Source organism: Streptomyces sp. NPDC035033 (assembly GCF_040636735.1).
In the GTDB taxonomy this organism is placed as follows: domain Bacteria; phylum Actinomycetota; class Actinomycetes; order Streptomycetales; family Streptomycetaceae; genus Streptomyces.
In genome coordinates this window covers 87081-113528 of sequence record NZ_JBEZUZ010000009.1, presented here as the reverse complement: position 1 = coordinate 113528, position 26448 = coordinate 87081, and the positions used below count along the sequence as shown (strand labels likewise).

Here is a 26448-nt window from a genome sequence, read left to right as displayed (position 1 = left end):
GCCCCGGTACGCGCGCGCGTACCGGGGCTCCGGCCGTGAAGGGAGCCGGGGCCTACGCCTCGGGGCGGCCCGCCGTCACCGCGTAGAAGGCGACGGCGGCGGCCGCGCCCACGTTGAGCGAGTCGACGCCGTGGGCCATCGGGATGCGGACCCACTCGTCGGCGGCGCGCAGCGCCTGGGTGGAGAGGCCGTCGCCCTCCGCGCCGAGCATGAGGGCGACCCGGTCCAGGCGGTGCGGGGCGGCCTCGTCCATGGAGGTGGCCTTCTCGGCGGGGGTGAGGGCGAGGAGCTTGAAGCCCGCCTCCCGGACCGCCTCCAGGCCGCGCGGCCAGCTGTCCAGGCGGGCGTACGGGACGGAGAAGACGGCGCCCATGGAGACCTTCACCGAGCGGCGGTAGAGCGGGTCGGCGCAGTCCGGGGAGAGCAGGACGGCGTCCATGCCGAGGGCGGCGGCGCTGCGGAAGATGGCGCCGATGTTGGTGTGGTCGTTGACCGACTCCATGACCGCCACCCGGCGGGCCCCGGCGAGGAGTTCGGCGGCCTCCGGGAGCGGCTTGCGCTGCATGGAGGCCAGCGCGCCGCGGTGCACGTGGTAGCCGGTGACGCGTTCGGCGAGGTCGGGCTGGATCGCGTAGACCGGGGCGGGGACCTCGTCGATGACGTCGCGCATGACGTCGACCCACTTGGCGGAGAGCAGCATCGACCGCATCTCGTAACCGGCCTGCCGGGCGCGGCGGATGACCTTCTCGCCCTCCGCGATGAACAGGCCCTCGGCGGGCTCGCGCCGGCGGCGCAGCTCGACGTCGGTCAGGCCGGTGTAGTCGTGGAGGCGGGGGTCGTCGGGGTCGGTGATCGTGATGAGTTCGGCCACGGGGTGATACTGCCTTGTCCGGGGAGTGGTGCCAATGCCGGGGGCGGGCGGCGGGCGCCGCCCCTCCCCCGGCGGGTGGGTGTCGGGCGTCAGCGGGTGAGCTTGTCCGGGTCCTCCGCGACCACCGGTCCGATCACGATGACGGCCGGCGGGCGGACCTCCTCCGCCTTCACCACGTCGGCGACGGTGGCGAGGGTGGCGTCCACGCGGCGCTGGGTCGCGGTGGTGCCCTCCTGGACGAGGGCGAGCGGGGTGTCGGGGGCCTTGCCGTGGGCGACGAGCGCCTCGGCGATCTTCCCTATCTTGTCGACGCCCATGAGGATCACCAGGGTGCCGGTCAGCTTGGCCAGCGAGGCCCAGTCGACGAGCGAGCGCGGGTCGTCGGGGGCGACGTGGCCGCTGACCACGGTGAACTCGTGGGCGACGCCCCGGTGGGTGACCGGGATGCCGGCGGCGCCGGGGACCGAGATGGAGCTGGAGATGCCGGGCACGACGGTGCAGGCGATGCCCTCGGCGGCGAGCGCCTGGGCCTCCTCCATGCCGCGGCCGAAGACGAAGGGGTCGCCGCCCTTGAGGCGGACGACGGACTTCCCGGCCTTGGCGTGCTCGATCAGCGCGTTGTTGATGGCCTCCTGGGCCATGAAGCGGCCGTACGGGATCTTCGCCGCGTCGATGACCTCGACGTGCGGCGGCAGCTCGTCCAGGAGGTCGCGGGGGCCGAGCCGGTCGGCGATGACGACGTCGGCCTCGGCGAGCAGCCGACGGCCGCGGACGGTGATGAGGTCGGGGTCGCCGGGGCCGCCGCCGACGAGGGCGACGAAGGGGGCGCGGGCGCGCTGCGCGGGCGCGGCGAGGGAGCCGTCCCGCAGGCCCTCCAGGATCGCGTCGCGGACGGCGGCCGAGCGGCGCGGGTCGTGGCCGGTGAGGACGGCGACGGTGACGCCGTCGCCGCGGCCGGTGGCCGGGGTCCAGGCGGTGGCGGCCTCGGCGTCGTCGGAGCGGACGCACCAGACGCGGGCGCGCTCGGCCTCGGCGGAGGCGGCGGCGTTGGCGGCCGGGTCGGTGGTGGCGACGAGCGCGTACCAGGCGTCGGCCAGGTCTCCGTCCTCGTACCGGCGGCGGACCCAGGTGATCTCGCCGGTCTCGGCCATGGCCTCCACGGAGGGGGTGGCGGAGGGGGAGATCAGGGTGACGTCGGCGCCGGCGGCGATGAGGGCGGGCAGGCGGCGCTGGGCGACCGTGCCGCCGCCGAGGACGACGACGCGCCGGCCGGCGAGGCGGAGGCCGACGGGGTAGGCGGGGTGCTCGGCGTGCTGGGCCATGTGCGGGCGGCTCCTCGGACGGGGCTGGGGCCTGTCCGACCGTGTGCGTCGGATCAGGCCGGGTCGTTCGGTGCGTGCGGTCGGCGTGCGGCGGAGGCGCCCTCGCAGCGGAGCTGCTCGGGCGATTCTGCCGTACGGCGAACGCGCGTGCCGGGCGGGCCGGACCCGACGGGAACGGTCGGGCGGGTCCTGGGGGGCCGCTGCGGCGGTGAAGCGGCTGGTGGGCGGGGTGTCGGCCCGTGACCACGATATCGGTGACGGGGGGTGGGCACCCTGTGACCCTTGTCCCTCGGCGGTACGGAGGGGGGTGCGGGGGACATGGGGCGGCCCCGGGCCGCCTCCCTCGGGAGGGGCGCCGGGGCCGTACGGGCTACTTCTCGGTGACGCCCGCGGAGTCGAAGGTCGCGACCTCGTGCATGGCGCGGGCCGCGCTCTGCACCAGCGGGAGGGCCAGCAGGGCGCCGGTGCCCTCGCCGAGGCGGAGGTCGAGGTCGACCAGCGGGCGCAGGCCCAGCTTGTTGAGCGCGGCGACGTGGCCGGGCTCGGCGCTGCGGTGGCCCGCGATGCAGGCGGCCAGCGACTCGGGGGCGATGGCCCGGGCGACCAGGGCGGCCGCGCCGGTGGAGACGCCGTCGAGGATCACCGGGGTGCGCAGCGAGGCGGCGCCCAGGATGAAGCCGACGAGGGCGGCGTGCTCCAGGCCGCCGATCCGCGACAGGACGCCGATCGGGTCCTCCGGGTCCGGCTGGTGCAGGTCGAGGGCGCGGCGGACCACGTCGACCTTGCGGGCGTGGGTCTCGTCGTTGATGCCCGTGCCGCGGCCGGTGACCTCGGCCGGGTCGACGCCGGTGAAGACGGAGATGAGGGCGGCGGACGCGGTGGTGTTCGCGATGCCCATCTCGCCGGTGAGGAGCGCCTTGTTGCCGGCCGCGACCAGGTCGCGGGCGGTCTCGATGCCGACCTCGATCGCGGCGATCGTCTCCTCGCGGGTCATCGCGAGGCCGGTGGTGAAGTCGCCCGAGCCGGCCCGGACCTTGCGGGGCAGCAGGCCGGGGGTGGCGGGCAGCTCGGTGGCGACGCCCACGTCGATGACGCAGACCTCGGCGCCGACCTGGTTGGCGAAGGCGTTGCAGACCGCTCCCCCGCCGAGGAAGTTGGCGACCATCTGGCCGGTGACCTCCTGCGGCCAGGGGGTGACGCCCTGGGCGTGCACGCCGTGGTCGCCGGCGAAGATCGCGACGGCGGCGGGCTCGGGGATCGGCGGCGGGCAGGCCCGGGAGAGGCCGCAGAGCTGCGCGGAGATGATCTCCAGCATGCCGAGCGCGCCGGCCGGCTTGGTCATCCGCTTCTGCCGCTCCCACGCCTCGCCGAGCGCCTTGGCGTCGAGCGGGCGGATGGAGGCGACGGTCTCCTGGAGCAGGTCGTGCGGCTCCTCGCCGGGCAGGGCGCGGCGGCCGTACGTCTCCTCGTGGACGACCCAGGAGAGCGGGCGGCGCTTGGCCCAGCCCGCCTGCATCAGCTCGGGCTCGTCCGGGAACTCGTCGACGTACCCGACGCAGAGGTACGCGACGACCTCCAGGTGCTCGGGCAGGCCGAGCTCGCGGACCATCTCGCGCTCGTCGAAGAAGCTGACCCAGCCGACGCCGAGGCCCTCGGCGCGGGCGGCGAGCCACAGGTTCTCGACGGCGAGGGCCGAGGAGTACGGGGCCATCTGCGGCTGCGTGTAGCGGCCGAGGGTGTGCCGGCCGCCCCGGGTCGGGTCGGCGGTCACCACGATGTTGACCGGGGTGTCGAGGATGGCCTCGATCTTCAGTTCCTTGAACTGCTTCGCGCGGGCCTTCGGCAGCGACTTGGCGTACGCCTCGCGCTGGCGCTGGGCCAGCTCGTGCATGGTCTGCCGGGTCTCGGCGGAGCGGATGACGACGAAGTCCCAGGGCTGCGAGTGGCCGACGCTGGGGGCCGTGTGGGCGGCCTCCAGGACGCGGAGCAGCACCTCGTGCGGGATCGGGTCGGAGCGGAAGCCGTTGCGGATGTCGCGGCGCTCGCGCATCACGCGGAGCACGGCCTCGCGCTCGGCGTCGTCGTAGCCGGGGGCGGCGGGGCGGGGCTCGGCCGGGGCCTCGGGGGCGTCCTCGGCGACGACCGGGATCTCCTCGGCGACGGCCACCACGGGGACCTCCGCGGGCGCCTCGGCGGAGGCGTCGGCGAACGGCTCGGCGGCGGCCGCGACGGGCTCCGCCACGGGCTCGGTGACCGGCTCCGCCGCGGGCTCGGTGGCCACGGGGGCGACGGCCGGGGCCTCGGCCCGGGCCGGCTCGGCGGGCGGGCCGGCCGGCCGGTCCGCGGCGGGGGCCTCGGTCACGGCCGCGGCCTCGGCGGCCGGGGGCTCGGGGAGGGCCTCGGGCTGCGGGGCCTCCGCCGCCGGGGCGTCGGGGGCGTTCTCCTCGGGTACGCCGGCGGGCGCGGGCTCCACGGCCTCGGCGACCGGCGCCTGGGCCCCGGCGGCCTGCTCGCCGAGGGCCTCGGCCGGCTGCTCGGCCGGCTGCTCGGCCACGGGCGCGGGCTCCTCGGCGGCCTCGACGGCCTCCGGGGCGACCGGCTCGGCGGGCGCGGCGGCCTCGGTCACGGCCTCCGGGGCGGCGGGCGGCGCCTCCACGGCGGGCTCGCCCTCGCGCGGGGCGGGGACGACGGCCTCCGGGACCGGGGGCTCCCCCGCGCCGGGCTCGGCGGCCTCGGGGGCGACGGCCTCGGCCACGACGGGCTCGGCGCCCTCGGGCGCGGCGGGCTCCCCGTTCTCGGGCGCGACGGGCGCGACGGGCGCGACCGGCTCGACGCCCTCGGCGGACTCGACGGCCTCCGGAGCGACCGGCTCGGCGGCCTCCGGGGCGACGGCCTCGACGGGCTGCTCCGGCGCGACGGCCTCGACGGGCTGCTCGGGCACGGCCGGCTCGGCGGGCTCGGGAGCCGTCGGCTCCGGGCTCTCGGCCGCGGCGGGCTCCGGCTCGGCGATCGGCGTGCCGGCCGCCGGGGTCGGCGTCGGGGCGGGCTGTTCGGCGGTCGGGAGGGAGCCCTCGACCTGCACGAACCCGCCGCTCTGCGGAACGACCGTTTCTGCCGGCGCCCCGGCGGGCGCCAGGGTCTCCTGCGGCTGCGCGGCCCAGGGCTCGGCGCCCTGCGGGGCCGTCTGCTGGTCCTGCGCGATGTCGAAGTACTCGGGCCCGGTGGTGGGCGGTCCCGGGTTCCGTACGGGCACGGGCGCGGGGCCCGTGGCCACCAGGGGCTCGGGAGCGGGCGCCGGGACCGGCTGCGCGGCGGGCACCGGCGCGGCCGGGCCCCGGTCGGCGAGCGAGCGCACGACGCCGCCGGTGGCGGTCTCGGGGACCGGCGGGCCCATGTGGAGCGGGCGGCGCGACGGGGCGGGCGCGGCCGGCGGCGGCACCCGGACGCCGCCGAGGTCGACGGAGCCGGAGTCGCGGCCGGCGGCCTCGTGGGCACCGGTGTCGAGGATGCCGGGCTCGTAGCCGTGGGCGGTGGCGACGGGCTCCTGCGGGGCGACGGGGACGCCGTGCGCCGGGGTGCCGAAGGGGGCCTGCGGCGCGAGCGGCACGCCGTGCGCCGGGGTGGCCTGGGCCGGGGCGGTGAGCTGGTCGGCGAGGACGGGGCCGCCCGGGAGCGGGCCGGTGAGGGGGTCCGGCAGCGGGTCGGTGAGCGGGTCGCCCAGCGGGGCGGCGGCCTGCGGCGCCGCGGCGGGCTCCTGCGCGGCGCCCTCGGGGGCGCCCTGCTGCGGGACCGCGGGCGGGGCGGGGACGGCGATCGGCGGGGCCGGCACGGCGCCCGGGGGGTGCTCGCTCCAGGCGCCCTGGGCGCCCGGCATCAGGAGCATGTCGTCGTCCTCGGGGAGCTGCCCGGGGGTGGGGCCGGAGGGGTCCAGGAAGGCGTACGCGTCCGGTGCGGGGATGCCCGGCTGCTCCACCATGCCTGCGTTCTCCGGCAGCCCCTCGCCCGGGACCTGGCCGGTGTCCGTCATGCGTACCCCTCGCCCATCGTTGTGTTCGTTCAGAGCTGCGCCCGTCAACGAGAACGAGCGCGTGCGCCGCGCGGCACGGAGGCGCGTCGACACCCAAGCATTGTCGCGGCCCGCGTCCATCGTGGCAGGCGGATCCGCCACGGTGCGCTGTGGACTGCGCCACGTCGCGCGGTCCCCCCGGTGTCCCGCACGCCGGTGACCGCCGAGAACGGGTCAGGACGGCCGCTGTTTCAGGACATTGACGAACAACACGCCGAACGTCCCCGTGCGGTACCACAATCGGCCAGCCTACCTGCCCCGGAGGGCGGGCGGATCACGGGGCGCCGGAGGCCCTGCGGCCGGCGAGCAGGAAGACGACGGAGCGTTCGCGCTCGGTCCAGTCGGCGGGATCGAGGCCGACGGTCTGGAGGAGCAGGGTCTCGACGGCGTAGCCGCCGGCGGCGAGGGCGGAGCCGATCGCCTCGGCCTCGTCGCGGGTGGTGGCGTGGGCGACGATCCGTTCGGGGCGGCGGTCGGCGCAGGCGGTGACGACGGGGACGCCGCCGGCCCCGATCCGTACGACGTCGGGCTCGGGAAGGCTCTCCAGGACGTGCGGGGCACGGCCGGTGACGGTCTGGAGGAGGACGCCGTGGCGGCGGGCGGCGGCCTCGGTGCGGGCGCGGGCGGCCGGGTCGGCGTCGACGGCGATGACGGCGGCGCCGAAGCGGGCGGCCTCGACGGCGAAGGTCCCGCCGGCGCTGCCGACGTCCCAGACGAGGTCGCCGGCGCGGGGGCCGAGGCGGGCGAGCTGGACGGCGCGCAGGGTGGGGTCCTGGCCGATGCCGGGCCGGTCCTCGGGGTCGTGCTCCCCGGGCCGTCCGGCCCAGCCCCGCTCGGCTCCGCCGGCCGGGTCGCCGCCGGTCAGCCAGGGGGCGGCGAAGGCCCCGGTGCCGCCGGCGCCGCCGATGACGAGGACGACGTTGGGGTCGCGCCAGGTGTGGTCGGCGGCCTTGTCGGAGGTGAGGACGGAGACCTGTTCGCGGGTGGTGCCGAGCTCCTCGCAGACGACGAAGGTGCGGTGGACGCCGTCGAGGAGGAGGGCGAGTTCGGCGGGGCCCGCGCCCGGGGAGGTGAGGACGGCGACCTTGGGGTGGGCGCGGCAGACGTTGACGGCGCGGCGGAGGGTGCGCTGGTGGGCGACGACGACGCGGGCGTCCTCCCAGGGCATCCCGGCCCGGGCGAAGGCGGCGGCGACCGAGGAGACCGCGGGGACGACCTCGACCTCCAGGCCGTGTTCGGGAGCGCGCAGGGTGCGGACGACGCCGAAGAAGCCGGGGTCGCCGTCGGCGAGGACGACGGCGGTGCCGCGGTGGCCGGCGATCCGGCGGGCGGCGAGGCCGACGCTGCCGAGCCGGACGCGCTCGGCAGCGGGGGGCACCTCGGGGAGCGCCAGGTGGTGGGCGGCGCCGGCGACCAGGGTGGCGGCCGAGAGCGCGGAGCGGGCCGCCGCGGTGAGGGGCGAGCCGTCCCAGCCGATCACCGTGACCCGGTCGGCCATCGCGTCTGTCTCCTGTGGGTGTCGTCGCAGGTCGGGGCGGGTCGAGCGTACCCGTAACCGGGCTCGGGGACCGGCTCGCCACCCGTCCCCGTCAGCTCCAGTCGGCGTAGGAGGAGTAGCCGGCGTCGGCCGTCTGGTCGGCGAAGCCGTCGAGGTCCTCGGGGAGGAGGCTCCAGACGATGAGGTCGGTGCGGAACTCGGACCACTCGCCGCCCTCGGTGAGGCTGCGCGCTATCCAGGCGTTCCGCAGGACCCCCTCGCTGATGCAGCCGATCTTCTGGGCGACCTGCTGGGAGGCGGTGTTGTCGGCGGCGGTGCGCAGCTGGAGGCGTTCGAAGCCGCGGTCGCGGAAGAGCCACTGGGCGACGGCGAGGACGGACTCGGTGGCGTAGCCCTCGCCGCGGGCCCAGGGGGCGGTGACGTACGCGGCCTCGGTGGCGCGGATGCGCCAGTCGGTGTCGTGGAGGTGGACGGTGCCGACGAGCCGCTGGGTGAGGAACTCGGTGACGGCGAAGACGATGCCGCGGCCCTCGGTCCGTTCCGCAGGAGCGATCCTGCGGACCCAGTCCTCGGCGTGGGCACGGGTGTACGGGCGGGGGACGGAGGTCCAGGCGGTGACGAGTTCGTCGTTCATCATCTCGACGAAGGCGGGGATGTCGGCCTCCTCGTACGCGCGCAGCACCAGCCGGTCCGTGCTGATGGAGATGTCCGGAAAGGTGGTAGTCATGCGCAGCTCCGTACCGAAGACCGTCCGTTGAGACCGTGAACGCACAGCATGCAGCATGCGGCGCGGGGCGCGCATGGCCGGGTCGGACGCGGGGGTGACGCGCGGAAGGCCCCGCGCGCCGGACGGGGCGGGCGGGGCCTTCCGCTCAAGGACTGTACCGGCGGCCTTACTTGACGGCGCCGAAGGCGGGGATGACGGAGCCCTTGTAGGTGTCCTCGATGTACTTCTTCACCTCGGGCGAGTTGAGGAGCTTCGCGAGCTTCTGCACGCGGGCGTCCTTCTCGTCGCCCTCCTTGACGGCGAGGAAGTTGGCGTACGGGTTGCCCTCGGCCTTCTCCAGGACCAGGGCGTCCTTCTGCGGCGACAGCTTGGCCTCGATCGCGTAGTTGCCGTTGATGACGGCGGCGTCGACGTCGTTCAGGGCGCGGGGCACGGTGGCGGCCTCCAGCTCCTTGAACTCCAGGCCCTTCTTGTCGGTGATGTCGGAGAGCTTGGCGTCGGTGCCGACGCCGTCCTTGAGGGTGATGAGGCCGTTCTCGGCGAGGAGGTGGAGCGCGCGGCCCTCGTTGGTGGTGTCGTTGGGGACGGCGATCGTCTGGCCGGCCTTGATGTCCTTCACCGACTTCAGGCCCTTGGAGTAGAGGCCGAGCGGCTCCAGGTGGACGTTGACCACGGGGACGATGGTGGTCTTGTTCTTCTTGTTGAAGTCGTCGAGGTACGGCTTGTGCTGGAAGAAGTTGGCGTCGACCTGGCCGGACTGGGTGGCGGTGTTCGGGAGGACGTAGTCGGTGAACTCCTTCACCTCCAGCTTCAGGCCCTCCTTGGCGGCCAGGTTGTCCTTGACGAAGTTGAGGATGTCGGCGTGCGGCGTCGGGGACGCGGCGACGACGAGGGCCTTGTCGGCGGAGCCGGCCCCGGCCTCGGCGGAGGCCGGGTCCGAGGAGGTGCCGCAGGCGGTGAGGCCGAGGGCGAGGGCGGTGATCGACGCGAAGCCGGCGGCGAGCTTGGTGTTCTTACGCACGAAGAGTGCCTCTTTCTTGTGGAGCGGTGGTCGCCTGGACAACGAGTCCGGGCTCTTTCCTTCGCGTGGCGAAGAGGTCTGGGGTGCCGTCAGGCGGTGCGGCCCCGGCGGGCGAGGAGCCGTACGACGCCGTCGCCGACGAGCTGGACGATCGTGACGATCGCGATCAGGACGACGACGGTGACGAGCATGAAGGTGGTGTCGAAGCGCTGGTATCCGTAGGTGACGGCCTTGGAGCCGAGGCCCTCGCCGCCGACCGCGCCGGCCATCGCGGAGTAGCCGATGAGCACGATGACGGTGGTGGTGACGGCGGCCACCAGCGAGGGCAGGGCCTGCGGGAGCAGCACCTTGCGGACGATGGTGGGGATGGAGCCGCCCATGGACTGGACGGCTTCGACGAGGCCGTGGTCGACCTCGCGGATCGCGGTCTCGACGAGGCGCGCGAAGAAGGGGATGGCGCCGACGGCGAGCGGCACGATCATCGCGGTCGGGCCGATGAAGGTGCCGACGACGAAGGTCGTGAAGGGGATCAGGGCGATCAGCAGGATGATGAACGGCAGCGAGCGGCCGATGTTCACGATCGCACCGACGACCTTGTTCACGGGCCGGTTCTGGAGCAGTCCGCCCTTGTCGGTGAGGACGAGGAGGATGCCGAGCGGGAGGCCGCCGACGATGGTGACGACGGTGGCCCACAGGACCATGTAGAGGGTGTCGACCGTGCCCTGTTCGAGCAGGGGGCGCATCTCTTCCCAGGTCACTTGGCACTCTCCTTCGCGAGCACGGCGGTCTGTGCGGGCACCACGGGCGCGCCCTCGTCCTGCGGGTCCTCGACGTGTTCGACCTGGAGGCCCTGCTCGCGCAGGAAGCCGACCGGGACGACGTTCTCCTCGTACCGTCCGGGCAGTTCGATCCGCATGCGGCCGATCTGCTTCCCGCCGACGGTGTCCATCGCGGCTCCGAGGATGGAGATGTCGATGTTGTACGTGCGGGAGAGCTGCGAGATGACCGGCCGGGTGGCGGCCTCGCCGTGGAAGGTGACGTCGACGACGGTGCGGTCGGGGCCGGTGGGGCGGCCGCCGACCGGGAAGAGCTCGGCCGCCAGCTGGGAGCCGGGGGTGGCGAGGAGTTCGCTCACGGTGCCGGACTCGACGATCCGGCCCTTCTGCATGAGGGCGGCGGAGTCGCAGATCGTCTTGACGACGTCCATCTCGTGCGTGATGAGCAGGACGGTGAGGCCGAGCTGCCGGTTGAGGTCGCGCAGGAGCTGGAGGATCGAGCGGGTGGTCTCCGGGTCGAGGGCGCTGGTGGCCTCGTCGGAGAGGAGGACCTTGGGCTCGCCGGCGAGGGCGCGGGCGATGCCGACGCGCTGCTTCTGGCCGCCGGAGAGCTGGCCCGGGTAGTTCTTCGCCTTGTCGGCGAGGCCGACGAGGTCGAGGAGTTCGAGGGCGCGGCGGGAGCGTTCGGCGGAGGGGACGCCGAGGATCTCCAGCGGGAGTTCGACGTTGTCCTTGACGGTGCGGGAGGACAGCAGGTTGAAGTGCTGGAAGACCATGCCGATGCTGCTGCGGGCCCGGCGCAGGTCCTTGCCGGCCCGGCGGCCCTTGCCGGCGAGGGCGGTGAGGTCGACGCCGTCGACGGTCACGGTGCCGGAGGTGGGGCGCTCCAGGAGGTTGACGCAGCGGATGAGGGAGGACTTGCCGGCGCCGCTCTGGCCGATCACGCCGAAGACCTCGCCCTCGCGGACGTGGAGGTCGACGCCGTCCAGGGCGGTGACCTGGCGGCCGCGTGACTCGTAGACCTTGGTCAGGCCCGAAGTGGTGATCACAGGGGTTTCCGTCACTGTCGAGTGCGCGACGCGTGGGTCCGCCGTGCACGGGGCATTCGTCTTTCGGACAGTCAGGCGCACGGGGGCCGCTCCGGCGGTCGGCCGGGGTGGCGGTGTGCGCGGGGCGGGCACGGTCCGGCGCCGGGGAGGCGTGCGGATCGGCTCGGCCGTCGGGGTCTCGCTTCGGGGCGCGAGGCTCAGGCGGGGGCCCTCAGAAGGCGCACATTCGACACATACAACGAGCACCGGGCGTCGTGTTCGCCTCGGTCGCAAGGATGCGGCTGCTCGTCGTGGTCATGGCTGCAAGTAAAGCATGCGCAGTCGCGAACGGAACTCGGGTGTCCGCATTCCGGACGCCGTTGAGACGCGATGCGGACGGTGCCGGAGGCCGCCCGGCCCCGTGCCGCCTGCGCGGGAGCGGGTCCGGGCGGGTCCGCCCGCGGGGCGGGGTGTGGCCAAGGCCACGGCGCGGGAGGGGCCTTCCCGCGACGGCGGCGGGGCCGGGCGTACCGGGCCGTTCGGGCCGTAATACCCTCGGGCGCATGCTTGACGCCCTCACGGTCGCGGTTTCGGTGGCCGCGCTCGCCCTCGCCGCCTGGTGCGGCTTCGCCGCCTACCGGGACCAGGCGACCAAGGACTGGCACTTCATCGGCATGGCCGTGGTGACCTTCCTGGTCCTGGTCCAGCTGGTCGTCGGCATCGTGCAGCTGGTCCGCGGCGAGAAAGCCGAGGAGGGGACGACGATCTTCGTCGCCTATCTGCTCGGCGCGCTGTGCGCCGTGCCGATCGCCGGCTTCATGTCGCTGGCCGAGCGGACCCGCTGGGGCTCGGCGACGGTGGCGGCGGGCGCGGTCGTGCTCGCCGTGCTCGAAGTGCGTCTCTTCGACATCTGGACGGTGGGCTGACCATGGCGGAGACGACGGAACGGGCGGGGACGACGGGGACGCGGACCCGGCTCGTCGAGGGCCCCGGCATGCTGCTCGTCTGGCTGTACGGCGTGATGTCGGTGGGCGCGGTCTCGCGCTCGATCTACCAGGTGTCGACCGAGTTCGACCGGGCCCCGCTCGCCTACGCGCTCTCGGCGGTGGCGGCGGTCGTGTACGTCTTCATCACGTACACCCTGGTGCGCGGCGGGGAGGCGGCCCGCAGGGCGGCGCTGGTGTGCTGCGCCGCCGAGCTCGCGGGCGTGCTGGTCGTGGGGACGTGGACGCTGGTCGAGCCGTCCGCCTTCCCGGACGCGACGGTCTGGTCGGACTTCGGGTACGGCTACGTCTTCATCCCGGTGCTGCTGCCGCTCACCGGCATCTGGTGGCTCCGGCGCTCGCGCGCCGTCTGAGCCGGGGCGCCCGTCAGGCGGCCTTCTCCAGGGTGACGAGGGTGAGCTTCGGGCCGATCTCGCGGGTGCCGACCTGGGCGTAGCCCCGGGCCCGGTAGAGGCGGAGGTTGCCCTCGCTGCGGTGGCCGGTGAAGAGCTGGAAGCGCTTGGGCGCGGCGTCCGTGCCGGCGAAGTGGCGCTCGATGGCGTCGAGGAGCCGGCCGCCGATGCCGTGGCGCCGCATGCGGGGGTGGACGATGAGCTTGGCGATGTGCACCGTGCCGTCCTCGTCGGCGCGGGCGCGCACGGAGGCGATCACCTCGTCGCCGAGCCGGGCCACGAGGCCGTACCCCTGCGCCAGCTCGGCGCGGACGGCGTCGAGCGACTGGGTGAGCGGCTCGATGGACCAGTCGCCGTACAGCTCGGCCTCGCTCTGGTAGCAGAGGTACTGGAGCTTCAGGATCTGCTCCGCGTCGTCCGCGGCCGCCGCCGAGATGGTCACACTCAGGCCCATGTGCGCATGCCTCCCGCTCATCTGATCACCGATCGGTCCCCCGCACCCTTCCCCGTCGACCGGATGCGGGAACCTCTGCCGCGAGCATTCTGCGCAGGCATCCCAGGCAACGGGAACGCATCGGCCCCAGACTGCCTTGTGAGATACCCAACGTTCCTGCGATTTCCCGGTAGGTGGGGTCCTCCGGGTCGAGCATCGCGTTCAGGAGGCGGGGGCAGCGGCCGGGCGTCCGGGTGACGGCGGCGCGGAGGACGCGGCGGCGCTCGGCGGTGAGGGCGGAGCCCTCGGGACCGGGGCCGTACGTCTCGGGGCGGGTCTCCCCGTCGTGGTACGGGCGTTCGCGGCCGCTGGTGCGGCGGGCCCGGCGGGCCTCGGCGCGGACGGCCCGGCGGAGCCAGTCGGCGGGGCGCTCGGGGGCGTCGTCGGCGCTGAGCCGTTCCAGGAGCCGGAGCCAGACGGCCTGTTCGAGGTCGCCGGGCTCGACCCCGGCGGCCGCGGCCTCGGCCCGCGACTCGGCGGCGAGCAGCGGGGTGAGGGCGGCGAGGAGGGTCTCCGGGGCGGCGGGGAGGGTTTCCGGGGAGGTCATGCCCGCGACGATGCGGCGGTGCGGGGGCGCGGTTGCGCCGCCGGCGGGGAACCACCCGGTCGGCGTACGGCGCCGACCGGGTGGCACGCGTCAGCGGGCGCCGGGGTCCGTGAAGTCCGCGGCGGCCAGCAGGGCCGTGTCCGGGTTGTCGGAGAAGATGCCGTCGATGCCGGTCGCGAAGTACCGCTTCAGCGCGCCGAAGGCGTCGCCGTAGGCGGCCGGGTCGGTGCCCCTGCGGAAGTCGGCGGGCAGGAAGGCGTTCTCGTTGCGCTGGGTGTACGGGTGGAGGATCAGGCCCGCCGCGTGCGCGTCCCGCACCAGGGTGGTGGGGGTGCCCAGCCGGCCGGCGGCGTCCTTGGGGATGACCAGGTCCAGGAGCGGGCCGATGCCCTGGGCGTAGGAGGCGATCCAGGCGAGGCCCTCGGGCGTGACCAGGTCGGCGACGGTGCGCGGGTCGCCGGCCTCCCGGAAGTCCCACGGGCGGTCGTCGGCGGTCCAGAGCAGGACGACGCGGGGCGTGGAGACGAGCTTCGCCATCCGCTGCATGCTGCTCGGCTCGAAGGACTGGAGGAAGGTCGGGGAGTCGGCGCGGTGGCGGCCGTAGCGGCGGAGCAGCTTCGCCAGGCGCTCCTCCAGGCCGAGGCCGATCGAGCGGAAGTACGAGGGGTGCTTGGTCTCGACGTGGAGCCAGATCTCGCGGCCCCGGCGGCGGCCCTCCTCGTCGGCCCAGCGCAGGACCTCCTCGAAGGTGGGGACGGTCCAGCGGCCGTCGTACAGGGTGTTCTCCTGGCGGGTGCCGGGGATGCGCTCCTTGGCCCGCAGCGTCTTCAGCTCGGCGAGGGTGAAGTCCTCGGTGAACCAGCCGGTGAGCGAGGTGCCGTCGACCGTCTTGGTGGTCTTCCGGGAGGCGAACTCGGGGTGGTCGGCGACGTCGGTGGTGCCGGTGATGTCGTTCTCGTGGCGGCAGACCAGGTGCCCGTCCTTGGTGGGGACGAGGTCCTGCTCGATGACGTGGGCGCCGAGGTCCAGGGCGTGCCGGTAGGAGCCGAGGGTGTGCTCGGGGCGGTAGCCGCTGGCGCCGCGGTGGGCGATGACGGTGGGGACGGGGAGCGAGCGGTGGCCGCGCCCGTGGCCCCGGTCCTGCGGGCGGCCGGTCTCGGCGGCCCGCGCGGTGCCCGTACCGGCGGCGAGTCCGGCGGTGGCGCCGAACGCGGCGGCGCCGGCCGCTCCGAGCACCGTGCGGCGGGCCGGGGTCCGGGGTGCGCCCTGGGTCATGGAGTTCCTCCTGTGTGATGTCCCGCACCTGTCGTGGGGTGGGGCCGACGCTAGGCCGGGATCCCCTACGGACGGCAGACCCGGGCGGAACACGGCGGAAACACGCGTCAACACCGCGTATCCGTTCGGTGAACCCGATGTGCGGTCGGCGGTGACCCGCGAGTATCGTCCCGTGCTGCACCGTCGGCTCTCCGGAGCCGCCCGCCCGACACCGGAGGAACCGTTGTCCCGTCACGCGATCGTCAAGGCCACCCTCGGTCCGATCCTGCGTCTGATGTTCCGCCCCCGCGTCGAGGGCGCCGAGAACGTCCCCGGGACCGGGCCGGTGATCCTCGCGGGCAACCACCTCACCTTCATCGACTCGATGATCATGCCGATCTGCCTGGACCGCCAGGTCTTCTTCATCGGCAAGGACGAGTATGTGAAGGGCACGGGGCTCAAGGGCCGGCTGATGGCCTGGTTCTTCACCAGCGTCGGCATGATCCCGGTGGACCGGGACGGCGGCCGGGGCGGCGTGGCGGCGCTGATGACGGGCCGCCGGGTGCTGGAGGAGGGGAAGATCTTCTCGATCTACCCGGAGGGCACCCGCTCCCCCGACGGCCGGCTCTACCGGGGCCGTACGGGCGTGGCCCGGCTGACGCTGATGACCGGCGCGCCGGTGGTGCCGTTCGCGGTGATCGGCACGGACAAGGTGCAGCCGAGCGGCGCGGGCTTCCCGCGCCCGGCGCAGGTGACGATCCGCTTCGGCGAGCCGCTGGAGTTCTCCCGGTACGAGGGCATGGACCGCGACCGGTACGTCCTGCGGGCGGTGACGGACTCGGTGATGGCGGAGGTCATGCGGCTGTCGGGCCAGGAGTACGTGGACATGTACGCCACGAAGGCGAAGGAAGCCGCGTGACCCTGCGGCTCGGTACGCGCGAGGGCGCCCCCGGAACGGTTCCGGGGGCGCCCTCGCGCGTGGGGCGGGTCAGTGCTCGGCGCCCTCGCCGAGCTTCTGGTCCCTGAGGAGGAACCAGGCGGCCGCGGCGGTGGCGAGGAGGACGGCCGCGCCGACGCCGGCGGCGATCCGCAGGCCGTCGACGAACGCGTCCTGGGCGGCCGAGACCAGCGCGCCCGCCCGGGCCGGGTCGAGGGCCGCGGACGCCTCGACGGCGCCGCCGAGCGAGTCGTGGGCGGCCGCGGCGACGTCCGAGGGGACGCCGGCCGGGGTGGCGAAGCCCCGGTAGACGCCGGTCACGATGGAGCCGAGGACGGCGATGCCGAGGGCGGCGCCGAGCTCGTACGCCGTCTCGGAGACGGCGGACGCGGCTCCGGCCTGCTCCTTGGGGACGCTGGAGAGGATCACGTCGGCGGTGACGGTGAAGGCGAGGCCCGCGCCGACGCCGACGACGAGCAGGGTCGCGCCGAGCACCGGGTAGCCGGTGGTCCGGCCGATGGCGGTCAGGACCGCGAGGGCGAGGCCGATGGCGGCGAGGCCGCCGGCGACGACCGAGCGGACCGAGAACCGGCGGGCGACCCGGCCGGCGAGCAGACCGGCCGTCACCGAGCCGACGGCGGCGGGCAGTTCGGCGAGGCCGGCCTCCAGCGGGGCGCGGCCCTGGACCAGCTGGAAGAACTGGGACAGGAAGAAGACCAGGCCGGCGAGGCCGAGGATGGTCAGCAGGTCGGCGAGGACGGCGCCGGAGAAGCCGCGGTGGCGGAAGAGGCGCATGTCCAGGAGCGGGGCCGGCAGGGTGAGCTGGCGGCGGACGAACCAGGTGAGGCCGCCGGCGCCGGCGAGCGCGGCGACGGCCACGTCGAGGGTGGGGCCGTGCGAGGCCAGTTCCTTGATCGCGTAGACGACGCCGATCATGCCGACGAGGGAGAGGCCGACGCTGGGCAGGTCCCAGGGGCCGGGGTTCGGGTTCTTCGACTCGGGGATCAGCTTGGCGCCGATGACGACCAGGACGGCCATGACGGGCAGGTTGATGAGGAAGACCGAGCCCCACCAGAAGTGCTCCAGGAGGAAGCCTCCGACGACCGGGCCGACGGCGGCGCCGGCCGAGGCCATGGCGCCCCAGACGCCGATGGCGAGGCTGCGCTCGCGGGGGTCGTGGAAGAGGTTCCGGATGAGCGCCAGGGTGGAGGGCATCAGGGTCGCGCCGGCGACGCCGAGGAGCGCGCGGGCGGCGATCATCATCTCGGGGCTGGTCGCGTAGGCGTTGAGGACCGAGACGGCGCCGAACGCGGCGGCGCCGACGAGCAGCAGCCGCTTGCGGCCGATGCGGTCGCCGAGGCTGCCCATGGAGACCAGCAGGCCGGCGATGACGAAGGAGTAGACGTCGCCGATCCAGAGCAGCTGGGTGCCGCTCGGCTTCAGGTCCTCAGAGAGGAACGGGGTCGCCAGGCCGAGCACGGTGGCGTCCACGGCCACCAGCAGCACGGCCAGGACGAGTGCGGCGAGGGCGAGCCACCGGCCGGGACGGCGCACGCCCTCGGTATGGCTCTCTCCGTTGCCCCGGTCGTGGCGGACGGTTTCGGTGATCACTTCTCCACGCTCCTGCGCGCTCCGCCGAGCAGCAGCTCGGCGATCATGTGAGAAAAGTCGTTGGCGGCGACCCGGCCGTCGGCGACGGCCCAGGCCGCCGAGCTGATCAGCCCGTAGAGGGCCTCGCACAGCCAGGCGGGGGTCAGGTCGATCCGGAAGGTGCCCTCCTCCTGGCCGCGCCGGAAGAGCGCGACGAGGCGGGCGTCGAGGCGGGCCCAGCCCTCGTTCTGTCCCTCGCCCTCGAAGAGCTGGTTCTCGGTGACGAGGAAGGAGAGGAGCGGGGCGACCGGCTGGGAGGCGGCGACGAGCCTGCGGACCGCCTCGTCGGCGGGCCCCTCCTCGATCCGGGCCCCCTCCAGGGCCGCCTCGGTCTCCTCGATGCACATCTGCTCCAGCGCCCGTACGAGCGCGTCCCGCCCGGAGAAGTGCCGGTGCAGGGTGGCCCGGCCGATCCCCGCGGCCCGCGCGACCTCGTCCATGGTGGCGGTCGCCTTGCGGGAGAGCAGGGCGGCGGCGGCGTGGAGCACCTGGGTGCGATCGACTGACATGAGACAACCATACACCGCATGAGACATCATTGTCTCAAGAGAAATTCCGATGCCTCACCGGAGGGGCGGGCGGAAGGGTGCGGCCGGGACGGAGCCGCCGCTGCCGGCCGGCGTGGAGGACGGTGCCGGCGGCTCAGGGACGGAAGGTGCGGCGGTAGGCGTCGGGCGGGACGCCGACGCTGCGGTGGAAGTGGCGGCGCAGGGTGGTGGCGGTGCCCATGCCGGTGGCCGCGGCGATCGCGTCGACGGTGGCGTCGGTGGTCTCCAGGAGTTCCTGGGCGCGGCGGACGCGCTGGGTGTGGAGCCAGTGCAGCGGCGTGGTGCCGGTGAGGTGCTTGAAGTGGCGGGCGAGGTGGCGTGAGCTCATCCGGGCCCGGCGGGCCATGTCCTCCACGGTGAGGGGCCGGTCCAGTCGTTCCAGCGCCCAGGGGAAGAGGTCCGCCAGGGGGTGGTGGCCCGGGGCGGGCAGGGGGGTGGAGATGAACTGGGCCTGGCCGCCGTCGCGGTGGGGCGGGACGACCAGACGGCGGGCGATCTTGTTGGCGTCGGCCGAGCCGTGGTCGAGGCGGACCAGGTGCAGGCACAGGTCCATGGCGGCGGCCTTGCCCGCGGAGGTGAGGACGTCGCCCTCGTCGACGTAGAGGACGTCCGGGTCGACGGTGGCCGCGGGGTGGCGCCGCGCCAGTTCCCCGGCGTGGGCCCAGTGCGTGGTGGCGCGCCTTCCGTCGAGCAGTCCGGCCGCGCCCAGGACGAAGGCCCCGGTGCACAAGGAGGCGACCCTGGCGCCGGCCGCGTGGGCGGCGCGCACCGCCTCGACCAGTTCGGCGGGCGGTTCGCGGTCGGTGTCGGCCCAGCCGGGCACGATCACCGTGTCCGCGTGCGCCAGCCGGTCGAGCCCGTGGTCGGGTTCGAGGCGGAAGCGGCCGACGCGCACCGGGCCGTTCCCGCAGAGGGAGAAGTCGTACCAGGGGTCCACGATGTGGGTCAGGTCGGTTCCGAAGATCTCGACGGCCACGGACAGTTCGTAGGAGAGCATGCCGTCGGTGACGGCCAGCGCGACGGAGGGCACGTCCGAAACTGTATGGGCCGTGTCGTTTCCGACGCTAGGACGCGGTGGTCTCCCGCGGCCAGGATGAGGGGGTCAGGCCGCGGCGGATCGACGGCGCGGCGGCGGTCACGTACACGGGAGCGGTCTCATGGGATCTGGTCGGCAGCGGGTGGCGGTGTTCGGCGCGTACGGTCACACCGGGCGGTTCGTGGTCGCGGAGCTGGCCGCGCGGGGGTTCCTCCCGGTGCCGTCCGGCCGCGACGCGCAGGCCGTGCGGAAGCTGGCCGGCGAGCTCGGGTCCGAGGCCCGGGTGGCGTCGGTCGACGACGCGGACTCGCTGGACCGGGCCGTGGCGGGAACCGTGGCGGTCGTCAACTGCGCCGGCCCCTTCGCGGCGACCACCGGCCCCGTGATCGAGGCCGCGCTCCGCGCGAGGATCCCCTACCTGGACGTGGCCGCCGAACTCGAGGCGAACCTCGACACCTTCGCCCACTACCGCGAGCGGGCCCGGGAGACGGGGGCGGTGATCGTCCCGGCCATGGCCTTCTTCGGCGGTCTCGGCGACCTGCTGGTCACCGCGGCGATGGGCGACTGGGCACGGGCCGACGAGGCCCACATCGCCTATGCGCTCAGCAGCTGGCACCCCACCGCGGGCACCCGCTCGTCCGGTGCCGTCTCCCGCGAGCGGCGCGGCGGCGCCCGCCTGCGCTACCGGGGCGGACGGTGGGAGCGGCGCACCGATGCCGCGCCGACCCTGGAGTGGACCTTCCCGCAGCCCGTCGGAGCCCGGGAGGTGGTCGGGGAGTTCACGATGGCGGACGCCGTGACCGTCCCCCAGCACCTGTCCGTCCCGGACGTGACCACCTACATGACCGTCGAAGCGGTCCGCGACGTCGCCGCGCCCCACACACCGCCCCCGACCGCCACCGGCCCGAACGGCCGCTCCGACCAGACCTTCCTGGTCGACGCCGTGGTGCGCTCGGCCGGGGTCGAACGCCGGGCCACGGCCGGCGGCCGGGACATCTACGCCGTCACCGCGCCCCTGGTCGTCGAGGCCCTCGAACGCGTCCTGACCCGCCGCACCAGGACCGTCGGCGTCGCCTCCGCCGGCGAGATCTTCGACGCGCCGGACTTCCTGCGCGCGCTCGCCCCGCACCTCGCGCTCGACCTCCACCCGCGGAACGCCTGAACGCCTGAACGCGGCGGTCCGCGTCGCGCCGCCGCTCCGGGCACGGGCGGCGGCGCTCCGGACCCGCTGGGGGCTACTTCTTGGCGTCGGCCCAGGCGTGCTGGATGACCAGGTCGGCCTTGACCTCGACGAGCTGGGTGGCGACGGCGGAGGGGGCGGTGCCGCCGCGGCCGCTGCGGGAGGCGAGGGCGCCGGGGACGTCGAGGACGGTGCGGACCTCGGGGGTCAGGTGCTCGGAGATCTTGGCGAACTGCTCGTCCGTCAGCTCGTCCAGCTCCTTGCCCTCGGACTCGGCGACCTTCACGCACTCGCCGGCCACCTCGTGGGCGACCCGGAACGGCACGCCCTGCCTGACCAGCCACTCGGCGATGTCGGTGGCGAGCGAGAAGCCGGCCGGGGCCAGCTCCTCCATGCGCTCCCGGTTGACGGTGAGCGTGGCCATCATGCCGGTGAAGGCGGGGAGCAGGACCTCCAGCTGGTCGCAGGAGTCGAAGACCGGCTCCTTGTCCTCCTGGAGGTCGCGGTTGTAGGCGAGCGGCAGCGCCTTGAGGGTGGCCATCAGGCCGGACAGGTTGCCGATGAGGCGGCCGGACTTGCCCCGGGCGAGCTCGGCGATGTCCGGGTTCTTCTTCTGCGGCATGATCGACGAGCCGGTGGAGAAAGCGTCGTGGAGGGTGACGAAGGAGAACTCCTTCGTGTTCCAGATGATGATCTCCTCGGCGATCCGGGAGAGGTTCACCCCGATCATCGCGGTGATGAAGGCGAACTCGGCGACGAAGTCGCGGGAGGCCGTGCCGTCGATCGAGTTGCCGGCCGAGCCGCGCTCGAAGCCGAGGTCCTTGGCGACCGCCTCCGGGTCGAGCCCGAGGGAGGAGCCGGCGAGGGCGCCGGAGCCGTACGGGGAGACCGCCGTCCGGGTGTCCCACTGGCGCAGCCGCTCGGCGTCCCGGGAGAGCGACTGGACGTGGGCGAGCACGTGGTGGGCGAAGAGCACCGGCTGGGCGTGCTGGAGGTGGGTCCGGCCCGGCATGGCGACGTCCGGGTGCGCCTCGGCGAGGCCGACGAGCGCGTCCTGGAGGTCGGCGATCAGCCCGCCGATGATCCGGGCGTGGTCCCGGAGGTACATCCGGAAGAGGGTGGCGACCTGGTCGTTGCGGGAGCGGCCGGCCCGCAGCTTGCCGCCGAGCTCGGCGCCGAGCCGCTCCAGGAGGCCCCGCTCCAGGGCGGTGTGGACGTCCTCGTCGGCGATGGTGCCGGTGAAGGAGCCGTCGGCGACGTCCGCCTCCAGCTGGTCCAGGCCCGCCAGCATGCGGGTCAGCTCGTCCTCGGTGAGCAGCCCGGCCTTGTGGAGCACGCGCGCGTGGGCCCGGGATCCGGCGATGTCGTACGGCGCGAGGCGCCAGTCAAAGTGGACCGAGGCGGAGAGCTTCGCGAGGGCCTCGGCCGGACCGTCGGCGAAGCGGCCGCCCCAGAGCCGGACGTCACCGTTGTTGCTGCTCACTTCTGGTTGCTCCTCGCCTCGATGTACCGGAACCGTGATGCATGAGTATGCAGAACTCCGCATGATTCGTCAATCGGCCTCGTTCCGGCCCGGAAAACCCCAGGTGGAGGCGGTGGGCCCGGGATACAGTCCGCCGCATGACGAGCGCGCGACTGGGCCCCACACACCGTCTCGGCCGGGGCGAGCGGCTTCTGCGCGGCAGGAGCCCGGCCTCGGCGGCGGGCGCCGGGACGGCGGAGGACTGGGTCCGTCTCGACCGGGACGTCCGCCTCGGCACGGAGCCCCGGACCGCCGGCCGGAAGCACGTCCTCCGCGTCCGGGTCGGCGCCCACTGGTTCGATCAACGCGAGTACGCCGACTGGGACACGGCCCCGTACTGGCGCGAGGCCGGCGCGGAGGCGGACGGGGAGGCCGGACCGTCCTGGGGACGGCCCCCCACCCCCGCCGAACTCGCGCTGGGCCTGTGCCACGCCGACGAGCGGGTACGGGCGGCGGCGCTGGACGCGGCGGGTCCGCGGGCACCGCTCCCGCTGCTCCTGCTGCGCTGCGCGGACCCCGACGAGGCGGTGCGGCGACGGGCCCGCGCCTCCTTCGCACCGGCCCTCGACGCGGCGGACGACGGCACCGCGCGGTCCCTCGCCGCGCTCGCGCTCCTCACGGAGACGTGGCCGCACGGCCGCTGGGCCCGGGACGCGGTGCTCGCCCGGACCGGGGGCGCGCCGGAGCGGGCGGTGGCGGAACTCCTGGCGGGCGAGCGGGAGGAGACCCGGTCGGCGGGGAGCAGGGCCGGCGCGGAGGCGGGCCTGCTGGACGCGGACGCGCTGTACGGGTCGGCCCTGACCGCCCGGCCGGGCCGGTACGACGCCGAACGGCTCGCGGCAGTCCGTGCCGCGCTCGGCCTGGGCCGGGGACCGGCGGCGCGGCGGGCGTTCCTCGGCTTCTTGGACGGGTGCGAGGTGTCCGAGGTGCGGGTCGCCTCCCTCCGGTACGCCCTGGCCGCCGGCCTGCTCTCCCCCGAGGACCTGGCCGGGGTCGCCGTCCGCCACCACGACCGGCGCGTCCGGCGGCTCGCCGCGCGCGTGCTGCCGGACCTGCCCGGCGCCGACGCGGCCCTGGCCCCCCTGCTGTCCGCGTCCGACGGCGTCGTCCGCGGCACGGCCGTGGCCCGGCTGCGGGCGGCCGGACGGGCCGACGGCCTCGTACCGCACCTGACGGACCCCTCCCCCTGGGTGCGCGGACTCGCCCGCCGGGCACTGCGCGCGGCCGGCGGCGACCCGCGCGCCCGCCTCCGCGCGGTCTGCGCCGACCCGGCGGCCGTCACGCCCCCGGCGGTCAGCGCGCTCGCGGAGGAACGCGCCCCCGGGGACGCCCCGCTGCTCCGGACGCTCACCCGGCACGCCGACGGCGCCGTACGGGCCCGGGCGCTCGCCGGCCTGCGGCTCCTCGGCGCCCTGCCGGACGCCGGGCTCCCGCCGTACGCCGACGACCCCGACCCCCGCGTCGGAGCGGTCGTCCTGCGCGCCCTGCGGGACGACCCCGAGGCCCTGCGCGGACTGCTCGGCCACCGGCACGCGCGCGTGCGGGCCCGGGCCCTGGTCCTCCTCTCGCACCGCCACGGCCTCGGCTGGGACGAGGCCCTGCCGCACCTCGCCGACCCGGCGCCGGAGGTCGTCCGCGCGGCGCGCCACGCGCTCCGGTACGCCGCCGGCGAGGCCCCCACGGAACGTCTGCTCGCCTTCACCGCCCCCGGCGAACCGCCCGCGCGGCGGGCCCTCGCCATGGAACTCCTCCTCCGCCGCGCCACCCCCGAGACCCTCCTCAACGCCCTGCGCCTGCTGGACGACCCCCAGCCGGAGGTCCGCGCCTCCGCCCGCCGGGAGGCCCAGCGGTTGCTGTGGGACCGCACGGCCGCCCGGGGCCCGCACGCGGCCGCGATCCGCGCCCTCGCCGCCCGGGACGAGGAACGGATCGCCGCCTGGCGGGCCGAGACGAGACGGCGCAACCGCGCGGCACGCGGCGCGTGACGCCCCCGGGGCCGCCGCCGGGAAAAATCCGGGCGGCGGCCGGCGGGCGGCGCCTACCCTCCCCGCGTGAGGGACGAGGCGGAGGCGAGGAAGGCGGCGGTGCGGCGGCTCGGGCGGGGGCTCCCCCCGCACCGGGTGCTGGACGCGACGCGGCCGAAGGCATGGGCCGATCTGGACGAGGACGTCCGCCGGGCGGTGGTCCACGGGGAGCTCCGGCCGTCCCACGGGTGGCTCACCGGTGCCCGGGGGCCCGGGTGGCGGGGGATGTGGGACCTGGCCGCCGACCGGGTGCGGAAGACGCCGTCCGAGGCCCGGCTCGCGCTCGCCCTGTGCGACCCGGACGGACGGATCCGCGAGGCGGCGCTGGCGTACGCGGCGGGGCGGCCGGAGCTGCTGCCGCTGGTCGCGGTGCGGGCCGCGGACTGGGCGGAGCCCGTACGCGCGCGTGCCCTGGCGCTGTTGCGGGAGGCGCTGCCCGGCGCCTCGTACGGGACGCTCTCCGTCACCGCGCCGGTGATCCTGCGGCTCGCCGTCCGGCTGCGGGGCGGGGCCGCGGCGGAGCTGCTGGACGGGCTGCTGCGGGACGGCCCCGCCGGGACGGCGACCGCGCTGCTCCTCGGCTGCCGGGACGCCGCCGCCCGGCGGGCCGCGCTGACCGCCGTCCTCGACCGGGGGCTGTACGACGGGCTCGGCCTGGCCCTGGTGGCCGCGGGCGACCACGACCCCGTGGTGCAGGAGCGGGCCGCCTCGGCGGCGGTGGCCGCCGGCGAGCCGGACGCGACCCTGCCCGTCCTGCTGGGCGCCCGCTTCGGACGGGTGCGGGCGGCCGGGGTGACCGCGCTGCGCGGGGCGGGGCGGCACGCCGAGGCCGAGCCGTACCTCTACGACCGGTCGGGGCGGACCCGGGCCTGCGCCCGGTGGGTGCTGCGGCAGGGCGGGGGCGATCCGGCGGCCGCGTACCGGGCCGCCTGCACCGGCGCGGACGTGCCGGACCGGGCACCGCTCGGGCTCGGCGAGTGCGGCACCCGGAGCCTGGACGCGCCGCTGCTCCGGGAGCTGACGGCGCACCGGAACGGGCGGGTGCGGGCCTCGGCGGTCGCCGGGCTGCGGCTGCTCGGCGCGGTGGACCCGGCCCGGACGAAGGCGCTGCTCGACGACCCCGAACCCGCCGTCGCACGGGAGGCGAGGCGCGCCCTGCGGGCCTCTTGCCCGGAGGGCGCAGGGGCGGCCTCGTCGACCTCGGCGAACTGAGCCTCGCCGCCGCTCCCCCACTCGGGCCAGTGGCGTGGCAGGGGGTGCGGGGGCGGCCTAGCGTCGCCGCCATGCGTACCCTTCTCGCGCTCGGCGCCGTGCTGTGCTCCCTCGCGTCCGCGCCGGCTTCCCCGGCGGCTCCCCCGCCGGCGCCGCTGCCCGCGCGGATGGCGGACACCGGTGGCGGTTCGCAGCTGATCACCGCCGTGGCCGCCGACGCCTCCGCCACCAGCGGGACCGTGACCTGGTGGGACCGGCGGGGCGGGCGGTGGGTGCGGGCGGGTTCGGCGCCGGCCCGCTTCGGGGCGAACGGGCTGGCCGAGGGCGCCACCCGGCGCCAGGGCACGAACACCACGCCGACGGGCCTGTACGACCTGCCGTACGCCTTCGGCGTCCGGCCCGCCCCGGCCGGCACCCGCTACCGGTACGCGCGGGCGACCGAGGACTCGTGGTGGTGCCAGGACAACGACTCGCGCGCCTACAACCGCTGGGTCGAGGGGCTGCCGGCGGACTGCCGCGCCGCGGAGGCCGAACACCTCGTCGCGTACGGCACGCAGTACGCGCACGCGCTCGTCATCGGCTTCAACTACGCCCGCCCGGTGCGGATGCGCGGCGCCGGGATCTTCCTGCACGTGAACGGGCGCGGGGCGACGGCCGGTTGCGTCTCCGTCCCGGCGGACGCCATGCGGGCGATCCTCGCCTGGGCGGATCCGGAGAGGCGGCCGCACATCGCCGTCGGCACCCGGCGGGGGCCGACGGCGATCCTGCGGTACTGACCGGTACTGGCCGGTGCTGACCTGTGCTCAGTTTCCCTTCTGCGCCAGGCGCAGCAGGTGGTCGGCGAGGGCCTGGCCGCCGACCGGGTCGCGGGAGATGAGCAGCAGGGTGTCGTCGCCCGCGATGGTGCCGAGGATGGCGTGGAGCTCGGCCTGGTCGATGGCCGACGCGAGGAACTGGGCGGCGCCCGGCGGGGTCCGCAGCACCACCAGGTTGGCCGACGCCTCGGCGGAGATGAGGAGTTCGCCGGAGAGACGGCGCATGCGCTCCTCCTTGGCGGACTCGCCGAGCGGGGCCTGCGGGGTGCGGAAGCCGCCCTCGCTGGGGACCGCGTAGATCAGCTCGCCGCCGGTGTTGCGGATCTTCACCGCGCCGAGCTCGTCGAGGTCGCGGGAGAGCGTCGCCTGGGTGACGCTCAGCCCGTCGTCCGCGAGGAGCTTGGCGAGCTGGCTCTGCGACCGCACCGGCTGCCGGTTGAGGATGTCGACGATCCTGCGGTGGCGTGCGGTGCGGGTCTGCGGGACCGACGGCCCTCCGTGCTCGTTCCCCTGCGCGTCGGTCAT

At 75.3% G+C, this 26448-nt stretch carries 23 protein-coding genes; 7 read left to right on the top strand and 16 right to left on the bottom strand.

Translation table 11 applies throughout. The annotated features are described in order from the left end of the window. Window positions 1-52: 52 nt before the first annotated feature. The 8 genes from AB0E83_RS06620 to AB0E83_RS06585 all read right to left on the bottom strand — a co-directional run bounded on the left by AB0E83_RS06620 (window position 53) and on the right by AB0E83_RS06585 (window position 11330). Window positions 53-871: an RNA methyltransferase gene (locus tag AB0E83_RS06620; protein WP_362106868.1), complete on the bottom strand. Its 819-nt coding sequence runs from the start codon at window positions 869-871 to the stop codon at window positions 53-55. Between the two features lie 89 nt (window positions 872-960). Then, window positions 961-2193: a uroporphyrinogen-III C-methyltransferase gene (gene cobA, locus AB0E83_RS06615; RefSeq protein WP_362106865.1), complete on the bottom strand. Its 1233-nt coding sequence runs from the start codon at window positions 2191-2193 to the stop codon at window positions 961-963. A 370-nt stretch (window positions 2194-2563) separates the two neighbouring features. Beyond that, window positions 2564-6220, bottom strand: a complete 3657-nt coding sequence (gene cobT / locus AB0E83_RS06610) for a nicotinate-nucleotide--dimethylbenzimidazole phosphoribosyltransferase (RefSeq protein WP_362106862.1) — start codon at window positions 6218-6220, stop codon at window positions 2564-2566. Window positions 6221-6533: 313 nt separating this feature from the next. Then, window positions 6534-7757, bottom strand: coding sequence for a precorrin-6y C5,15-methyltransferase (decarboxylating) subunit CbiE (cbiE, locus tag AB0E83_RS06605; protein WP_362106859.1), 1224 nt, complete (start codon window positions 7755-7757; stop codon window positions 6534-6536). Between the two features lie 91 nt (window positions 7758-7848). Continuing rightward, the gene (locus AB0E83_RS06600) at window positions 7849-8484 is read right to left on the bottom strand and encodes a GNAT family N-acetyltransferase (protein ID WP_362106856.1); all 636 of its coding nucleotides are present in this window, start codon (window positions 8482-8484) and stop codon (window positions 7849-7851) included. Window positions 8485-8650: 166 nt separating this feature from the next. Then, the gene (locus AB0E83_RS06595; RefSeq protein WP_362106853.1) at window positions 8651-9505 is read right to left on the bottom strand and encodes a MetQ/NlpA family ABC transporter substrate-binding protein; all 855 of its coding nucleotides are present in this window, start codon (window positions 9503-9505) and stop codon (window positions 8651-8653) included. 89 nt (window positions 9506-9594) lie between these two features. Continuing rightward, entirely contained in the window at window positions 9595-10263 is a 669-nt protein-coding gene (locus AB0E83_RS06590; protein ID WP_362106850.1) for a methionine ABC transporter permease, read from the bottom strand. After that, complete coding sequence (locus tag AB0E83_RS06585; RefSeq protein WP_362106847.1) at window positions 10260-11330, bottom strand: ATP-binding cassette domain-containing protein; 1071 nt, start codon at window positions 11328-11330, stop codon at window positions 10260-10262. Before AB0E83_RS06585 ends, AB0E83_RS06590 begins: the two co-directional genes overlap by 4 nt. A 542-nt stretch (window positions 11331-11872) precedes the next feature. On the opposite strand from AB0E83_RS06585, the gene AB0E83_RS06580 reads away from it, so the two are divergent. Together AB0E83_RS06580 and AB0E83_RS06575 are read left to right on the top strand one after the other, a co-directional pair. Continuing rightward, window positions 11873-12235 carry a hypothetical protein gene (locus tag AB0E83_RS06580; protein WP_362106844.1) on the top strand — a complete coding sequence of 121 codons (363 nt, stop codon included), beginning with the start codon at window positions 11873-11875 and terminating at the stop codon, window positions 12233-12235. A gap of 2 nt (window positions 12236-12237) precedes the next feature. After that, window positions 12238-12666 carry a hypothetical protein gene (locus AB0E83_RS06575; protein WP_362106841.1) on the top strand — a complete coding sequence of 143 codons (429 nt, stop codon included), beginning with the start codon at window positions 12238-12240 and terminating at the stop codon, window positions 12664-12666. 13 nt (window positions 12667-12679) lie between these two features. On the opposite strand, the gene AB0E83_RS06570 is transcribed toward AB0E83_RS06575, so the two are convergent. The 3 genes from AB0E83_RS06570 to AB0E83_RS06560 form a co-directional block, all read right to left on the bottom strand. Continuing rightward, window positions 12680-13159, bottom strand: a complete 480-nt coding sequence (locus AB0E83_RS06570) for a GNAT family N-acetyltransferase (protein WP_362106838.1) — start codon at window positions 13157-13159, stop codon at window positions 12680-12682. A 25-nt stretch (window positions 13160-13184) separates the two neighbouring features. Beyond that, complete coding sequence (locus AB0E83_RS06565) at window positions 13185-13745, bottom strand: sigma-70 family RNA polymerase sigma factor (RefSeq protein WP_362106835.1); 561 nt, start codon at window positions 13743-13745, stop codon at window positions 13185-13187. Window positions 13746-13835: 90 nt separating this feature from the next. Further along, window positions 13836-15020: a glycerophosphodiester phosphodiesterase gene (locus AB0E83_RS06560; protein WP_362106832.1), complete on the bottom strand. Its 1185-nt coding sequence runs from the start codon at window positions 15018-15020 to the stop codon at window positions 13836-13838. Window positions 15021-15243: 223 nt separating this feature from the next. Between AB0E83_RS06560 and AB0E83_RS06555 the strand changes: the two genes are divergently transcribed. After that, window positions 15244-15918, top strand: coding sequence for a lysophospholipid acyltransferase family protein (locus AB0E83_RS06555; RefSeq protein ID WP_362106829.1), 675 nt, complete (start codon window positions 15244-15246; stop codon window positions 15916-15918). A 69-nt stretch (window positions 15919-15987) separates the two neighbouring features. Here the strand turns inward: AB0E83_RS06555 and AB0E83_RS06550 are convergent, their stop codons facing one another. The 3 genes from AB0E83_RS06550 to AB0E83_RS06540 form a co-directional block, all read right to left on the bottom strand. Then, on the bottom strand, window positions 15988-17544 hold the full coding sequence (locus AB0E83_RS06550) for an MFS transporter (RefSeq protein WP_362106891.1): 1557 nt from the start codon (window positions 17542-17544) through the stop codon (window positions 15988-15990). Next, window positions 17544-18095, bottom strand: a complete 552-nt coding sequence (locus tag AB0E83_RS06545) for a helix-turn-helix domain-containing protein (protein WP_362106827.1) — start codon at window positions 18093-18095, stop codon at window positions 17544-17546. The genes AB0E83_RS06550 and AB0E83_RS06545 overlap by 1 nt, the downstream gene beginning before the upstream one ends. A gap of 133 nt (window positions 18096-18228) precedes the next feature. Next, on the bottom strand, window positions 18229-19164 hold the full coding sequence (locus tag AB0E83_RS06540) for a helix-turn-helix domain-containing protein (RefSeq protein ID WP_362106824.1): 936 nt from the start codon (window positions 19162-19164) through the stop codon (window positions 18229-18231). Window positions 19165-19291: 127 nt separating this feature from the next. Here AB0E83_RS06540 and AB0E83_RS06535 point away from each other — a divergent pair, with 127 nt between their 5' ends. Next, window positions 19292-20332 (top strand): saccharopine dehydrogenase NADP-binding domain-containing protein, encoded by a 1041-nt coding sequence (locus tag AB0E83_RS06535; RefSeq protein ID WP_362106821.1) that lies wholly within the window; start codon window positions 19292-19294, stop codon window positions 20330-20332. A gap of 73 nt (window positions 20333-20405) precedes the next feature. Here AB0E83_RS06535 and argH read toward each other — a convergent pair whose 3' ends face one another. Further along, the gene (gene argH / locus AB0E83_RS06530) at window positions 20406-21833 is read right to left on the bottom strand and encodes an argininosuccinate lyase (protein WP_362106817.1); all 1428 of its coding nucleotides are present in this window, start codon (window positions 21831-21833) and stop codon (window positions 20406-20408) included. A gap of 137 nt (window positions 21834-21970) precedes the next feature. Here argH and AB0E83_RS06525 point away from each other — a divergent pair, with 137 nt between their 5' ends. The 3 genes from AB0E83_RS06525 to AB0E83_RS06515 all read left to right on the top strand — a co-directional run bounded on the left by AB0E83_RS06525 (window position 21971) and on the right by AB0E83_RS06515 (window position 25884). Then, window positions 21971-23857: a hypothetical protein gene (locus AB0E83_RS06525; RefSeq protein ID WP_362106814.1), complete on the top strand. Its 1887-nt coding sequence runs from the start codon at window positions 21971-21973 to the stop codon at window positions 23855-23857. A gap of 66 nt (window positions 23858-23923) precedes the next feature. Continuing rightward, window positions 23924-25108 carry a hypothetical protein gene (locus tag AB0E83_RS06520; protein ID WP_362106811.1) on the top strand — a complete coding sequence of 395 codons (1185 nt, stop codon included), beginning with the start codon at window positions 23924-23926 and terminating at the stop codon, window positions 25106-25108. A gap of 71 nt (window positions 25109-25179) precedes the next feature. Further along, window positions 25180-25884 carry a L,D-transpeptidase family protein gene (locus AB0E83_RS06515; RefSeq protein WP_362106808.1) on the top strand — a complete coding sequence of 235 codons (705 nt, stop codon included), beginning with the start codon at window positions 25180-25182 and terminating at the stop codon, window positions 25882-25884. Between the two features lie 27 nt (window positions 25885-25911). On the opposite strand, the gene AB0E83_RS06510 is transcribed toward AB0E83_RS06515, so the two are convergent. Then, on the bottom strand, window positions 25912-26448 hold the full coding sequence (locus tag AB0E83_RS06510) for an arginine repressor (protein WP_282693636.1): 537 nt from the start codon (window positions 26446-26448) through the stop codon (window positions 25912-25914).

What these genes read in the sequence shown, in the direction of transcription:
- cobA (WP_362106865.1), bottom strand. Translation starts at nt 2,193, where the DNA reads ATGGCCCAGCACGCCGAGCACCCCGCCTACCCCGTCGGCCTCCGCCTC.
- cobT (WP_362106862.1), bottom strand. Translation starts at nt 6,220, where the DNA reads ATGACGGACACCGGCCAGGTCCCGGGCGAGGGGCTGCCGGAGAACGCA.
- cbiE (WP_362106859.1), bottom strand. Translation starts at nt 7,757, where the DNA reads ATGGCCGACCGGGTCACGGTGATCGGCTGGGACGGCTCGCCCCTCACC.
- AB0E83_RS06600 (WP_362106856.1), bottom strand. Translation starts at nt 8,484, where the DNA reads ATGACTACCACCTTTCCGGACATCTCCATCAGCACGGACCGGCTGGTG.
- AB0E83_RS06580 (WP_362106844.1), top strand. Translation starts at nt 11,873, where the DNA reads ATGCTTGACGCCCTCACGGTCGCGGTTTCGGTGGCCGCGCTCGCCCTC.
- AB0E83_RS06575 (WP_362106841.1), top strand. Translation starts at nt 12,238, where the DNA reads ATGGCGGAGACGACGGAACGGGCGGGGACGACGGGGACGCGGACCCGG.
- AB0E83_RS06570 (WP_362106838.1), bottom strand. Translation starts at nt 13,159, where the DNA reads ATGGGCCTGAGTGTGACCATCTCGGCGGCGGCCGCGGACGACGCGGAG.
- AB0E83_RS06565 (WP_362106835.1), bottom strand. Translation starts at nt 13,745, where the DNA reads ATGACCTCCCCGGAAACCCTCCCCGCCGCCCCGGAGACCCTCCTCGCC.
- AB0E83_RS06560 (WP_362106832.1), bottom strand. Translation starts at nt 15,020, where the DNA reads ATGACCCAGGGCGCACCCCGGACCCCGGCCCGCCGCACGGTGCTCGGA.
- AB0E83_RS06545 (WP_362106827.1), bottom strand. Translation starts at nt 18,095, where the DNA reads ATGTCAGTCGATCGCACCCAGGTGCTCCACGCCGCCGCCGCCCTGCTC.
- AB0E83_RS06535 (WP_362106821.1), top strand. Translation starts at nt 19,292, where the DNA reads ATGGGATCTGGTCGGCAGCGGGTGGCGGTGTTCGGCGCGTACGGTCAC.
- AB0E83_RS06525 (WP_362106814.1), top strand. Translation starts at nt 21,971, where the DNA reads ATGACGAGCGCGCGACTGGGCCCCACACACCGTCTCGGCCGGGGCGAG.
- AB0E83_RS06515 (WP_362106808.1), top strand. Translation starts at nt 25,180, where the DNA reads ATGCGTACCCTTCTCGCGCTCGGCGCCGTGCTGTGCTCCCTCGCGTCC.
- AB0E83_RS06510 (WP_282693636.1), bottom strand. Translation starts at nt 26,448, where the DNA reads ATGACCGACGCGCAGGGGAACGAGCACGGAGGGCCGTCGGTCCCGCAG.